The organism is Flavobacterium flavipallidum (assembly GCF_038289905.1).
GTDB lineage: Bacteria > Bacteroidota > Bacteroidia > Flavobacteriales > Flavobacteriaceae > Flavobacterium > Flavobacterium flavipallidum.
On sequence record NZ_JBBYHU010000029.1, the window covers coordinates 18,834 to 31,514 of the forward strand.

The window sequence follows — 12,681 nt, forward strand, 5'->3', positions numbered from 1 at the left end:
CACTTATGAACTTTACAGAACAAGTACAGGATTTTGTTTATAATTTACTCAAAGATAAACTTTCCAGTTCATTTATTTATCATAATTTTAATCATACTTCTGATGTGGTTAATGCCGTTAAATTGCTTTCTGAAAAAGAAAATCTAAGTTCATCAGAAAAGGAGATTTTAGAAGTAGCAGCCTGGTTTCATGATACAGGATATGTGGAAGGTTTTGAAAATCATGAAGATAGTAGTGTTAAGATTGCTTCAGATTATTTAGAAAAAGTAGGTAAATCAGCGGAATATATTGCTGCGGTTAACGAAATAATTGTAGCTACAAAATATCAATTTGTTCCTAAGACTATAGGTCAAAAAATAATTAAAGATGCCGATTTTTATCATTTCTCCTTTGAGAACTATTGTGATAAATGTGAACTTTTAAGAGGCGAATGGGAAGAGCTTAAGCATAAAAAAGCAACCGATTTAGAATGGGCAAAGGAAAATTTAAATGTGCTTACCCAGTGTCATCATTATTATACAGATTATGCAATAAATAATTGGCAAGCTTTGAAAGAAAAAAATATTAGCTTAATAAAGGAAAAAATCACAAAAATGGAAGAAGATAAATCTGGGGGGAAAACAAAGAAGAATAAAGAAGAGAAGTTAAACAAAACCAAAAAGCCAGATAGAGGTATAGATACTTTATTTAGAGTTACCTTGAGTAATCATACCCGATTGAGTGGAATTGCTGATAGTAAGGCGAATATTTTGTTATCTGTTAATGCGATTATTATCTCTATAGCTTTGTCTTCGATTGTGCCTAAATTAGACAGTCCAAGTAATGCACATTTAGTTATCCCAACTTTTATTTTGTTGACATTTAGTGTTACTTGTATTGTTTTTGCCATTTTATCTACCAGACCTAAGGTGACCAGTGGTACATTTACCCGAAAAGATATAGAAGACAGAAAGGTTAACTTATTGTTTTTTGGTAATTTTTACAAAATGCCACTTGATGAATACGAATGGGCGGTTAACGAAATGATGAATGATAATACTTATTTGTACAATTCAATGATCAAAGATTTGTATTTCTTGGGTGTTGTTTTAGAGCGAAAATACAAATTGCTTCGCATTACCTATAATATTTTTATGTTTGGAATAATTGTTTCGTTTTTAGCTTTTTTTCTGGCGTTTCAAGGTACAAGAGTTTAATGCAATGAGCCTAATAGTTCCTTGTAAGTATAGTTAGTTTCTAAAGTTTCATCTGTATTTTTAACCTGAATACGGATGGCTTTTAGACCATAAACACCTTGTAATTCTTCCACTTCAAATTGTTCAATTTCTGGTTCAAGAATATTTTTGTACTGAAGAAATTTGATGTATTTAAGATATTCCGCCTCTTCATTTTGATGTGAATATACAATGGTGATTTTTTCTTTTTGAGTGATTCTTTCTTTAGTTCCTTTGATATTGGCTTTATCAATGCGTTTTTTAACCACTTCATAGCGGGCATTGTAAGTTCCGTCAACATCAAAACGTTTTTCGTCCATTCTAAATCGGATAGAAATAGGAGAACTGAAAACTAAAATTAAGGAGCTAACTTCTAAAGTATAAGGCAAAACTTTTTTTAAGCGATGGTGTTCTAATTCCATTTTGCATAAAGTTTGTAATTGCCATAATCTTAGATTGCTCAGGTAAATTAAATCAAAAGATTGATTAGGCGTGATTGAAGCTCCTATGTATAAATTATGTTCAACTCCATCGGTTTTAAAGCGTTCGTAATAATGCGGAAAAATGCTTTGCGCTTCGTATTGTTCCTGATCTAAAACAGCTGCCATTTTTTTGTTGATGATAGCCATAGCTTCATCAAATTGTTTTCGGGCAAAGTAGAAAAGATTGGTTTTTGGATCCAGATTTTCAAAGTAAGTTGCTATAAGAGATTGATCCTCTTTGTTGATAATAGCATTATTCAACAAAGGATGAATTTCTTTTTCGATATAATTTTGAATTTGTTGTTCAGTATCTGCTTTGAGTTCTTTATCGAGTTCAGAGTAGAAAGAGATTAATTCAAATTTTCGTTGCTCTAATAACGGAATTTTATGTATGGTTTTTGATTTTTCAAAAATGTCTAAAATACTCTGTAATTGAAGTTTCAAATCTTCTTTTACAGTATTGTTACGATGTTCAGACGAACCATTAATGTCAATTTGTCCATAGAGCGGAAAAACTTCTTTGAAAACAATTTCTTTAAAATTGTAGTCTTGATTGTTGTCTTTAGTTTGGAAATATTTTTGTGCTTCATCTTTAAATTTCCAATAAACGCTAGAATGGATAGCAGTGTATTCGCGTTGAATAATTGCTTCAATTTGGTTTTGGTAATCAGCTTCGTAACTCTCAAGAGTATTTACAATGTTAGGCAGTATTAAATTGAGGTTATTAGCATTGATACTGTTTAATTGTCTGGGAGTAGCTGAAACCAGTTCGATCACACCAAGTAATTTGTCTTCTTTTACGATAGGAGCAAAGATGCAGCTTTTGATATTTTGATTTAATAAAACGGCTGCAAATTTTTCATTACCGGGAATTTTGGCGTAATTTTCAACATTAGATATCGTAAAGATTTCTTTAGAATCTAATAAGCTGTTCAATGAACAACCCTGAAAAATATTGCAGCATTCCATTTCTTTTTCATTGTGCAGTATGAAACTGCCCATATTTGCTTTTTCAAAGGGCAATTTGGTAAACTTTTTATCGTTGTCATTGTATAGACTGATGCCAAATCTCAAATCAGGGATTTTAAAAAAAGATCTGAAAATATTTTCAACAGATTTGTCTTCATGATTTTTCTTTTTATCTCTTTTTAAAAGATTACTTTTTAAATTTGAGATAGCGGTTTCTTTTGTGGCATCAAATAGACTTATGATTCCAAAACCTTTTAAAACCCAACTTTCTAATGGAAATTTTTCTCTCCATAGAGCCACATTATCAAAGTTGTCCATTAATTCATCAATATCCTCCGGAGTAAGATTTGGAGCTTCTGTTAATGGATATATTTCAATAAAATCAGCATTATACAAAATACGGTAATGGTAGATTACACCATTAGCATCTGGAATATCATAAAATAAGGGTTTGTTGTAGTCAAAATTTTGATTATAATAGGCGTTTAAAATCAAAATACAACTTAAAACATAAAATTGGTCTTCATTAAAATCACGTATGTTTAAGTCAAAATCACCAGCGTTTTTAATGATTTTTTTAAATCTTTTAGTGTAATTAAAAGTGATATTTTGAAAAGGAATGGCAACAGCTTTAATCTCATTATTGCTAAGAGCAGTAGGGAATAAATCTGAAAGTAAGTATTTGATGAGTTTTTTATTCTCAGTAATAATAGAAAAGTCTTCAATCCCGCTTCTGAATTCCGGAATATGTTCAATTTCTTTTAATAATGATTTGGCATAATTAGAGCGATAATCAACATCTGATAGTGCAATTTCTTCCAGTGCCTCGATAAGTTTATGAAAAGAAATTAAGGTTTTAAAAGGGCTCTCTTTAAATAAACGTTCATTCATCTTACTTCTTGTTTAGTATACAAAAATAAGGAATTATCTTTTAAGTGGTCTTATTTAAAAGTGTCGCCAATTTGTTTTTTAATGTTGTTTCAGTTTAAGTTTCTTTTGGTAGAAATGAACTAGAGCTTCGTTGATTTCTTTTAATTCAGGTGTAAGAGAGGTTATAGCTCCTTCTTCATTATTAGTTAATTCCATTTGACATACTGAACATTTGTATTCTTTCAAATGATTGGTAATGTTTCTTGAGGTAATCATTTTATGGCCAAAAATGGAACATAAAATCCTTTTACTGGTGAATGGCACTTTCATTTGTAGCAATTGTAGGTGAGTTAATTGATTTTGAGCTGTATAAAATTATAAAAACATAGATTATACAACTTAAAAAGTCGACAAAAGGCATTTTTTTTAAGTTTTCATAAGTATAAACTTATTTTGTTTTAATGTAATCTAAAAAAAAAATCTCCAACTGCTAAGCAATTGGAGATCTGTTGTATAGATAACCTAAGTTAGTTTATTATGATTTTTGTTCTTTGTTGAAGTAAACTAAGTAATAATACATCTGTTTTTCTTCATCCCATCCTTTTTCTACAAATTTTTCAGCGCTTTCCGGATTGATGAAATCCATTTTTATCTGAATATTAGTGTCTAAGTTAATGACGTTTTTAATTGATTTTCTGGCGTCACTAACAGCAGCATTGGCAATTGGGAATGAAGTAACATCTTCAATACTGTATTTTTCTCCTTTGTCAACTTTGTAGTTTTTGAATTCAGGAATCAAATCCGGATTGTCTAAAACTTCATTTAAGAATTCAGTTTCTTCAAATTCATCATTTTTGGCAAAATAGTTTACCGAACGGTTCATGAACATCACTTCTTCTTTTTTGTCTTCGGCAGGAAAAACAACATCTTTAGCAAAGCCCTGACAAAATTTCAAATATTTTTTAGTAATGAAGTTTTCGTCTTCAAAAGCATCTACCGAAAGGAAATGCTCTAACCAGTAACGGGCATCGTAACGGTTGCTGTCAACAGTTAGGATTTTATAACCTTCCTCTTTTTTGTGATTGAAAATTAAACAGCCTTTGTCTAATTTATTTAAATTGATTCCTTGTTGCAAAATCATTTCCAAATTGGATGATTTTTCTTCAAATTGTAAAAAGTCGCTTTGTAATTCACTTTTAAAAATTCCTATAGCATCTACAGGAGTATTATCGATGTTTACATTAGTAATATGAGCTACATAAACTTCCCCGTTTTTAATATGCGGGTGATTAGATTGTTCAAATAAGTGTTTAGTGATTTTTTTTGAAACCTCGTGCATATTAGCCGGGTTGTCAAAAATTTCAGTTGTGTATTTGTACATGTCGTTGTAATCTAAATCTACTTCATGTGCATACTGATAATAGTTTTCTTCTTTTTCTCTGAAAGGTTTTAAGAAGAATTCTTTGATTAGCGGAACAATTTCATCTTGCAGGCTAAAAGGTTGCTCTGATAAAAAGATAGCCTCATTGCGGCTTTTATTTCCTACTCTGTGAATAGAAAGTGTCTCGATGTGTGCGTTGAATAAGTTGATCATCTTTGGTATATGTGTTTTAGATGCGAGAGCCAAGAAAAAAGACGGTTATTTGAGGTCTTTCATCTTGGCTCCTGAATAAGTTTTTTATCGGGTTATTCTAGTTCCAATTTTCTTCAAATCCGTAATCTTCGTAGCTGTCGTCTCCTTCAAACATGTCCATATCATCATCGTCTAGGCCATCTTCGAATTCATTATAGAAATCGTCATCATCTGCTTCAAAGTTTTTTTCTAAAGCTTCATCCGGCATTTCACCATGTGCAAACAAAGTTTCTGGATAAATAGCTCCGGCAGTTTGTTCTTCAATTGCAGCAAGCTCTACTAAGAAAGTCCACATGTTGATAAAATCATAAACATAGATGATTTTCGTGTTTTCTTCGTCAAGAATATCCGAAAGTTTATAATCACTCATGATGCGTTGCTCTCCAGGTACATCTCCTGTATCAAAAAGAGAAATTTCATCTTCCTGGTTCCAGGTGTCATCGCAAGTGTAAAAAGAAGCTACTTCCATACCATCAAAACCAAAGGAATTAAAGATAGCATTGTGTAAATCTTCTAATGTATCGTCTTCTAAGATAGCGATGTCTCTGAAAATATCTTCTTCCGCGTCTAAGATTACTCTAAATTTATAAACCATAATCGTTGTTTTTTATAAAAAGCCAAAGGTACATTTAATCCTTTTTAATCCCAATGTGATTTGTGAAATTTTATTAAAAAAACAATTAAGTGTTTGATGAGTAATTAGTTGCTACGTTTAATGCGTTTTGCTGTTTTGAAGTGGCGTTTGAGGGAAAGGCTCTGTGTAGGATACTTACGGCCGGAAGTCATGTTGTTAAATATTAAAGCAGTGAAAAATAAAATAAGCACTCCTGTTAATACAGGTGAAAGTACATACCAGTAACCTAAGTCTTTAATTTTTTGGGTCCCAATAATTGCAATCAAAGCCGTAGCTCCTCCGGGAGGATGGAGTGTTTTTGTTATTTGCATTAAAACTATCGATAAGGAAACAGCTAATGGAGCGGCTATATAAATAGTGTCAGGAAATAAATGATGCACAGTCACGCCGATGAAGGCCGAAATTAAATGTCCGCCAATTAGATTTCGAGGCTGTGAAAACGGACTTTCAATAATTCCGTAAACTAATACACTTGAAGCTCCAAATGACCCAATAAGGTAAACTACGTCCTGATGCGAAAATTGCTGACTTTGAAAATAAGCTATGAGTCCTATTCCAATAAAAGAACCTAAAAAAGACCAGAATTGTTCTTTGTAATCAATTAGCGTTTCTTTGTATAAGATATAACGTGTTTTGCGATAACCACGTCTAATTTTAGTTGTTGGCATGATTTTTAAATTTAAACAGTTGGTGCAAAAGTGTAAACTGTCTTAGGGTAAATCATTTTTGCGGTATATTTAGAAATTAAGCAAGCAGTTAAAATCGGAAAGAACAGCGTGTAGTTGTTGGTTAGGCCGCAAACAAGAAATATTGCTGTAAAGGGAGCGTGAATGCTGGCGCTTAAAACGGCAGCCATGCCAATTACTATAAAATTTACCGTGATGATATTGTTGTCAAAAAAGGTATTAAGTACAGAAGCAACTAATAAACCAAGAAAAGCTCCAATAAACAGGCTAGGGGCAAAAACACCACCATCGCCACCTGAAGCCAGGGTAATCGAAGTTACGATGGGTTTTAGGAGCAAAACACCTATAAAAGTAAAAACCAAACTTAGTGTTAAAGGAATTTCGTTATTGGTAGTAGTAATGGTTTTGATGGCATGATAACCTTCGCCATATAATTGAGGAAATATAAAAAGAGAAATGCTTAAAAATACTGAACCAATGATGATTTTATAATAATGCTTTTCAATTTTTGCAAAATGGGATTTGAAAAACAAAACACATTTGGTAAGGTAAACCGAATTGATTCCTGCTAAAATACCCAGTAAAATAAAGTAAGGGAAGGCGCTTAAGTGCCAAGTATTAATTGTGACCTCAAATAAGGGTTTCTCGTTTAAAATAATAAGTAACCCAAAAGCAATGCTTACTGCGATTAGATTTGAAATTACAAAAGCCCGTGTTACTTTTTTTGAAATTACTTCTAAAGCAAATAGAATTCCAGCAATTGGGCTGCTGAATAATGCAGTGATTCCGGCAGCGACTCCAGCGCAGATGAGTTCAGTTTTATATTGACGGAAAACATTTTCTTTTTGCTGTGCAACTGAACCAATTGTGGCTGTTGCAACAACTGTGGAAACTTCGATACCGGTAGATCCGCCAAATATAACCGTTAACAATCCGTTTATGGTATGCGAAGGAATTTTATAAGACGGTAAATTTTTGTTTTTATTCTGAGTGCTTTCAAAAACTTCCTTAATGCCTTTGTTTTCTTTTTTCTTGAACATATAAAGTCTCAGAAAATAAATTACAGAAAGTCCAAAAATAGGGAAGAATATCAGAAATAGTGGATTTGTATAGGATTGATGGAAGAAAATTTCTTCATAGTATTCGGTGATTTTTTTTAAGCTTATTCCTAAAAAAGCCGAAAGAAAACCAATTAAAAGAGAGATGATTACAAGTTTTTTGAGTTTGATAAGTTGATAGTTTTTTTTTATTTGTGCAGTAGTTTTCATTACTTGAAATCTTTAATGAACGGCAAAATTATGTAAAAAAACTAAAAACCTGCGTTTTCGCAACAAAAAACAAGTTTTTTTTAACTATAGAGAAATCTGTTTTTGATTTAGATTATTGATCGTGTTTTGTAATGAAACGTTCTTTTTGTAAGGTTTTTTTAGGTTTCGAAATAATTAAGATATTAGAGTTCGTAGAGTTCTATTGGTAATAAATCAGGGTCGCTAATGAAAGTAAAGCGTTTTTGAGTGAGTTCGTCAATTCGAATTGGCTCGGCAAAGATGTTTTTTGAATTTAAAAATGAAACATTTTTATCTAAATTTTCAACGGCAAAAGCCAGATGCCGTAATCCACAGGCTTCCGGTCTTGAGACTCTTTCAGGTGGATTGGGGAATGAAAATAATTCAATACAGTAATTGTTGTTTAGTGCCAAATCGAGTTTGTAGGATTGTCGTTCTTCACGAAATACTTCATTGATGATTTTTAATCCAAGTATCTCTGTGTAGAATTGTTTTGATTTTTCGTAATCAGAACAAATAATTGCGATATGGTGAATGTGACTGAGTTGAAGCATTTTTTTATTGATTGAGTTTTCGAATGACTTTTGCCGGATTGCCAACCGCAAGAGAATTGTCAGGAATGTCTTTTGTGACCACTGAACCAGCTCCAATAACACAACCATTTCCAATTTTTACTCCTGGGCAAATTATAGAATTGCCACCTATCCAACAATCGTCTCCGATGGTAATTGGTAAAGCGTTTTCAAGAGTTCTTCTGAGTTCGGCATCGAGCGGGTGATTGGCGGTGTAAAGTTGAACTCCCGGAGCGATAAATACATTGGATCCGATATTGACTTTTGCACAATCTAGAACCACGCAGTTGACATTGAAATAAACATTTTCTCCGCAAATAATATTGTAGCCATAATCACAATGGAAAGGTGGTTCGATGTATAAATTGGGACCCGAATTTGGGATTAGCTCTTTTAAAATTTCCTTCGCTTTTTTGGTCATTCGGTATTCGGTTATGTTGAGTCGGTGGAGTAAAATTTTAGCTCTTCTTCGGTCTTTAACAAGTGATGGATCTCCGGCTAAATAATAGTCTCCCTCAATCATTTTTTCGCGCTCTGTTTTCATGTTTTTCACAGGTTGTTTTTAGGTCTTTTTTTAATGTCTTTTGGAGCTGTTTTTTTGGGGTTAAAAAAGCTTTTTTTTAAACTTCAAAAGTCATTTAGAAAAAGATGTTTTAATGCCCTTTTTTTTGCTTCACGTAAAGATAAATTAAAAAACGAAATTCGGATTTTTTAAATGAAATAATTGCTAAAAAAATGGAGTGGAAGTTTGTCGCTATATCAACTCTTGAGTTTGGTTTTATAGGTTTGAAAGAAGGGGGAGCTTTTTCTTTTTTGAAGGAATTGGTTTTTTTGTTGGATTGCTTTTTTGGGTTATAAAACTTAAAGTAATTGTTTAGGTTATGATACTTTTTGATAATGTTGTTTTTTGTTTTTTTTAAACTGTTAGTTTCTTTTGAGTTTTTTTGATGCTTTTTCGTTAAAATCAATTAGTTAAACTTATTATTTAAATTAATATTTTTAAATTACTGGTATGCAATTTTGTAAACATGTGTTATAGATTATTTCTATGGTTGTTTTTTTGAAGTTTTGAAGGCTTTTTAGTAGTTTTTTCATGGAATTAGCTTGTTGTTTTCTTTCATGTTTTCTTTCAAAACATTTGCATATTTTTTAAGTTACAGTTTTTTAAAAGTAATTTTATTTTTTTGAAAAACAATAAGGTTTTGTTGGTTTTAGTTCGTGGTTTTGAAAAAATGAATGTTAGAATTGTACTTGTTTTTTTTTGATGTTTTATTATCTAAATAAATGGTAGATGTAAATGATTTAGAGATGTTCTTTTTTTTAGAAGTATTTTTTTAGAAGTATTTTTTTAGATATGTTTTAGAGGTGAATTTTTGATTCAATTTTCAGTTGTGTTTTATATTTTTAAAAGTTGATTTTTTGAGGTTTTTTTATGTCTTTTTTATGTCTTTTTTTAGATTTTTTTTGTGCTGCTTTTTTGAGGAGAAATTGACCTGAAAACTCTTCAAAATTTGAGTCGGAAAACAGTACTTTTTTAGAGGTAAAAAAGGCTGGTTTGAACGAAGTTTTTAAGCTTTTAAAATGCGTTGTTTTGATGGTTTTGGTTTGTTTTTTTATGGTGGTTTTTGGTGTTGTTTTTGTTGTTGATCAGTAATAATTTTTTGTTAATGAAGTAAGGAAAACGATTTAAAGATTGTAAATTCGTTTGTGTCTAAAAACAAATTTTTAGTTATGAAGTACACTTTTTTGTTGGTGTTTTTATTCGTTTTTTCAATTCAAATTCAAGCTCAAAAAGTAGCTATTTTTGATTCCTATTCTGATTTAGAAAAGACAGTTTTGAGTGATGAGAAAACAACTTATGTAGTCAATTTTTGGGCGACTTGGTGCCCGCCTTGTGTAGAAGAATTGCCCCTTTTTGAGAAGCTCAATTCAGAGAATAAAAATCTAAAAGTAGTATTAGTTAGTCTGGATTTTAAGAATCAATATGAGTCTAAATTACTCCCTTTTTTAGAAAAAAATAAGATAGCTTCAGAAGTAGTTTTGCTTACTGATAAGGATTATAATAGCTGGCTTTCGATGGTTGATAAAGATTGGTCAGGATCAATTCCGGCTACTTTAGTCATAACTAAGAACAAGAGGAAATTTGTTGAAAAGATGTTTTCAAATTATGAAGAATTAAATCAATATATCAATTCAATTATTAATTAACATATTTAAATTATGAAAAAAATAGCAGCTTTATTATTGTTTACAGTTGTTGTCGCAGTATCAGCTTTTACAATTGTTCCTACTTTGGGCTATAAAATAGGTGATACGGCAACTGATTTTAAATTAAAATCAGTTGATGGGAAAATGTATAGTATGTCTGATTATAAGAAAGCAAAAGGCTTTATAGTGGTTTTTACCTGTAACCATTGTCCGTTTGCAAAAAAATACGAAGATCGAATTAATGATTTAGCTAAAAAATACAAATCCAAAGGATATGTTCTACTAGCTATTAATCCGAATGATCCAGCTCTTGAGCCTACGGATAGTTTTGAAATGATGCAGCAACGCGCCAAAGAAAAAGGATTTGTATTTCCTTATTTGTTTGATGACGGACAAAAGATTTATCCGCAATATGGTGCAACTAAAACGCCTCATGTATTCCTATTAGATAAAAATAGAGTAGTACGTTATATTGGAGCTATTGATGATAATGTGGATAGCGCAGCTGATGTAAAAGAAAAATATCTTGAGAATGCTATTGCTGCCTTAGAAAGTGGAAAAACTCCCTCTCCGGAACTTACTAAAGCTATTGGATGCGGGATTAAAGCAAAGAAATAATCCTTTAGTTTTGAATAAATAAAAAACCGAAAAAATAGTTTATATTATTTTTTCGGTTTTTTATTTTTTACCTATTTTGACAATCGGTGCAAGCTATAAGTCATTGCAGATAGAAGGAAAAATGCATTTACCTGATGGATTAATCCTAACCATAGCGGAACTCCGTAAAGTAAGGTGAAAACTCCTAGTGCAAATTGAACAAACACTAGAAAAACTAATGATTGAATTCCTTTTTTCTGATTGAAGTCTAAATTGTATTTTTTGCTTGTAAAATACAAAAATAGGATGAAGCCTGTTACTACATAAGCTAAGGTTCTGTGAACGAATTGTACACCACTTTTTCCTTCGGTAAAACTTAATAAAAGGCTGTCTTTTTCAAGAAAAACACTGTCGTGAATAAATTGTCCGTCACTCATTAAAGGCCAATGATTGTGGATTAAACCGGCATTTAAACCCGCGACAAAACCACCGTAGATAATTTGAACTAACAAGAAAAATAAAGCCCATCTGGCGATATTGCGAAGTGTTTTTTCAACATTTCGTTTTACCGGATAAATTAAATCTAAAGCTACCCAAAGAGTGTAGGCAAAGGTTACAAAGGCAAAAGTCAGGTGAAGTGCCAATCTGAAATGGCTCACATCAGGATCATTAATTAATCCGCTTTTCACCATGAACCAGCCAAAGAAGCCTTGTAAAGCTCCCATCCCTAGAAGGATAATCGATTTTTTGATAGTTGGTTTATCCAGTTTCTTTTTAATTAAAAACCATACAAAAGGGATCATGAAAACAATCCCAAGAATTCGGGCGATAAATCGGTGAAACCATTCCCAAAAATAGATTTGTTTGTAATCAGAAAGTGAGAAACCACCGTCTTTGAACTGATTGATTTTTTGGTATTCCGGAAATTGCTTGTAGTGTTCAAAAGCTTCCTGCCATTTCGCTTCAGTAAGAGGAGGGAAAGTATCTTTACCTAAATGCCAGTCGGTCATCGATAATCCAGAATTAGTTAATCTGGTGATTCCACCCACAACAACCATTAAAAATATTAATAAACAACCTGAAAATAACCAGATAATTACTGCTTTGTTTTCTTTTTTCATTTTCTTTTATTAGGGTTTCAAAGTTTCAAAGTCTCAGAGTTACAAAGTCTCTTTTATTTTTCGAATAAAAGAACTTAACATTCTTTCAACTTCTCTACTGTCATTATATATTAAATTGAAATTATCTTCATCAATGTATTTTAAATTGTAAGCTATTTCAATTTGTGTTTGAAATTCAAATAAGAATCCGAGTGATATAGTTAAGAATCGAATATAATCTTTGTTTGTATCTCTGCCAAATCCTTCTGCAATATTACTTGGAATTGAAATAGAACTTCTTCTAATCTGTGAAGTTAAGCTGAAAAGTTCTTCTTTAGGAAAGTTTGAAGTAATCGAATAGCATTTGGTAACTAATACCTTTGCTTTTTGCCAAACTTGTAAATCTCTAAATGTTTTCATTTTCAATAAA

General features: G+C 31.6%; 13 protein-coding genes. 3 read left to right on the top strand and 10 right to left on the bottom strand.

Annotated elements, in window-relative coordinates:
• Positions 1 to 5 precede the first annotated feature (5 nt).
• A complete protein-coding gene (locus tag AAEO59_RS12810; protein ID WP_341701144.1) occupies positions 6 to 1,196 on the top strand; it encodes a Pycsar system effector family protein in 1,191 nt (396 codons plus the stop codon).
• Here the strand turns inward: AAEO59_RS12810 and AAEO59_RS12815 are convergent.
• The 8 genes from AAEO59_RS12815 to AAEO59_RS12850 all read right to left on the bottom strand — a co-directional run bounded on the left by AAEO59_RS12815 (position 1,193) and on the right by AAEO59_RS12850 (position 8,890).
• Positions 1,193 to 3,556, bottom strand: a complete 2,364-nt coding sequence (locus AAEO59_RS12815; protein ID WP_341701145.1) for a GAF domain-containing protein — start codon at positions 3,554 to 3,556, stop codon at positions 1,193 to 1,195. The two genes, AAEO59_RS12810 and AAEO59_RS12815, sit on opposite strands and share 4 nt — an antisense overlap.
• Positions 3,557 to 3,634: 78 nt before the next feature.
• Complete coding sequence (locus AAEO59_RS12820; RefSeq protein ID WP_341701146.1) at positions 3,635 to 3,811, bottom strand: hypothetical protein; 177 nt, start codon at positions 3,809 to 3,811, stop codon at positions 3,635 to 3,637.
• Between the two features lie 259 nt (positions 3,812 to 4,070).
• Positions 4,071 to 5,129 carry a nucleoid-associated protein gene (locus AAEO59_RS12825; protein WP_341701147.1) on the bottom strand — a complete coding sequence of 353 codons (1,059 nt, stop codon included), beginning with the start codon at positions 5,127 to 5,129 and terminating at the stop codon, positions 4,071 to 4,073.
• Between the two features lie 97 nt (positions 5,130 to 5,226).
• Positions 5,227 to 5,763 carry an IS1096 element passenger TnpR family protein gene (locus AAEO59_RS12830; protein WP_341701148.1) on the bottom strand — a complete coding sequence of 179 codons (537 nt, stop codon included), beginning with the start codon at positions 5,761 to 5,763 and terminating at the stop codon, positions 5,227 to 5,229.
• Positions 5,764 to 5,867: 104 nt separating this feature from the next.
• Positions 5,868 to 6,470: an HPP family protein gene (locus AAEO59_RS12835; protein ID WP_341701149.1), complete on the bottom strand. Its 603-nt coding sequence runs from the start codon at positions 6,468 to 6,470 to the stop codon at positions 5,868 to 5,870.
• Positions 6,471 to 6,481: 11 nt separating this feature from the next.
• Positions 6,482 to 7,756, bottom strand: coding sequence for a chloride channel protein (locus AAEO59_RS12840; RefSeq protein WP_341701150.1), 1,275 nt, complete (start codon positions 7,754 to 7,756; stop codon positions 6,482 to 6,484).
• A gap of 182 nt (positions 7,757 to 7,938) precedes the next feature.
• Positions 7,939 to 8,328, bottom strand: a complete 390-nt coding sequence (gene gloA2, locus AAEO59_RS12845; RefSeq protein WP_341701151.1) for an SMU1112c/YaeR family gloxylase I-like metalloprotein — start codon at positions 8,326 to 8,328, stop codon at positions 7,939 to 7,941.
• A 4-nt stretch (positions 8,329 to 8,332) separates the two neighbouring features.
• Positions 8,333 to 8,890: a sugar O-acetyltransferase gene (locus tag AAEO59_RS12850; protein ID WP_341701152.1), complete on the bottom strand. Its 558-nt coding sequence runs from the start codon at positions 8,888 to 8,890 to the stop codon at positions 8,333 to 8,335.
• A gap of 1,187 nt (positions 8,891 to 10,077) precedes the next feature.
• Here AAEO59_RS12850 and AAEO59_RS12855 point away from each other — a divergent pair.
• Both AAEO59_RS12855 and AAEO59_RS12860 read left to right on the top strand, forming a co-directional pair.
• The gene (locus AAEO59_RS12855) at positions 10,078 to 10,554 is read left to right on the top strand and encodes a TlpA family protein disulfide reductase (RefSeq protein WP_341701153.1); all 477 of its coding nucleotides are present in this window, start codon (positions 10,078 to 10,080) and stop codon (positions 10,552 to 10,554) included.
• A 12-nt stretch (positions 10,555 to 10,566) separates the two neighbouring features.
• Positions 10,567 to 11,172, top strand: a complete 606-nt coding sequence (locus AAEO59_RS12860; RefSeq protein WP_341701154.1) for a thioredoxin family protein — start codon at positions 10,567 to 10,569, stop codon at positions 11,170 to 11,172.
• Positions 11,173 to 11,243: 71 nt separating this feature from the next.
• Here AAEO59_RS12860 and AAEO59_RS12865 read toward each other — a convergent pair whose 3' ends face one another.
• Together AAEO59_RS12865 and AAEO59_RS12870 are read right to left on the bottom strand one after the other, a co-directional pair.
• Positions 11,244 to 12,272: a COX15/CtaA family protein gene (locus AAEO59_RS12865; RefSeq protein ID WP_341701155.1), complete on the bottom strand. Its 1,029-nt coding sequence runs from the start codon at positions 12,270 to 12,272 to the stop codon at positions 11,244 to 11,246.
• A gap of 39 nt (positions 12,273 to 12,311) precedes the next feature.
• Complete coding sequence (locus AAEO59_RS12870; protein ID WP_341701156.1) at positions 12,312 to 12,671, bottom strand: four helix bundle protein; 360 nt, start codon at positions 12,669 to 12,671, stop codon at positions 12,312 to 12,314.
• Between the last annotated feature and the right edge of the window lie 10 nt (positions 12,672 to 12,681).

Excerpts from the sequence above, each read along its gene's own strand:
- AAEO59_RS12855 (WP_341701153.1), top strand. The coding sequence starts at position 10,078 with ATGAAGTACACTTTTTTGTTGGTGTTTTTATTCGTTTTTTCAATTCAA.
- AAEO59_RS12825 (WP_341701147.1), bottom strand. The coding sequence starts at position 5,129 with ATGATCAACTTATTCAACGCACACATCGAGACACTTTCTATTCACAGA.
- AAEO59_RS12840 (WP_341701150.1), bottom strand. The coding sequence starts at position 7,756 with ATGAAAACTACTGCACAAATAAAAAAAAACTATCAACTTATCAAACTC.
- gloA2 (WP_341701151.1), bottom strand. The coding sequence starts at position 8,328 with ATGCTTCAACTCAGTCACATTCACCATATCGCAATTATTTGTTCTGAT.
- AAEO59_RS12835 (WP_341701149.1), bottom strand. The coding sequence starts at position 6,470 with ATGCCAACAACTAAAATTAGACGTGGTTATCGCAAAACACGTTATATC.
- AAEO59_RS12850 (WP_341701152.1), bottom strand. The coding sequence starts at position 8,890 with ATGAAAACAGAGCGCGAAAAAATGATTGAGGGAGACTATTATTTAGCC.
- AAEO59_RS12820 (WP_341701146.1), bottom strand. The coding sequence starts at position 3,811 with ATGATTACCTCAAGAAACATTACCAATCATTTGAAAGAATACAAATGT.
- AAEO59_RS12870 (WP_341701156.1), bottom strand. The coding sequence starts at position 12,671 with ATGAAAACATTTAGAGATTTACAAGTTTGGCAAAAAGCAAAGGTATTA.
- AAEO59_RS12860 (WP_341701154.1), top strand. The coding sequence starts at position 10,567 with ATGAAAAAAATAGCAGCTTTATTATTGTTTACAGTTGTTGTCGCAGTA.
- AAEO59_RS12865 (WP_341701155.1), bottom strand. The coding sequence starts at position 12,272 with ATGAAAAAAGAAAACAAAGCAGTAATTATCTGGTTATTTTCAGGTTGT.
- AAEO59_RS12830 (WP_341701148.1), bottom strand. The coding sequence starts at position 5,763 with ATGGTTTATAAATTTAGAGTAATCTTAGACGCGGAAGAAGATATTTTC.
- AAEO59_RS12815 (WP_341701145.1), bottom strand. The coding sequence starts at position 3,556 with ATGAATGAACGTTTATTTAAAGAGAGCCCTTTTAAAACCTTAATTTCT.
- AAEO59_RS12810 (WP_341701144.1), top strand. The coding sequence starts at position 6 with ATGAACTTTACAGAACAAGTACAGGATTTTGTTTATAATTTACTCAAA.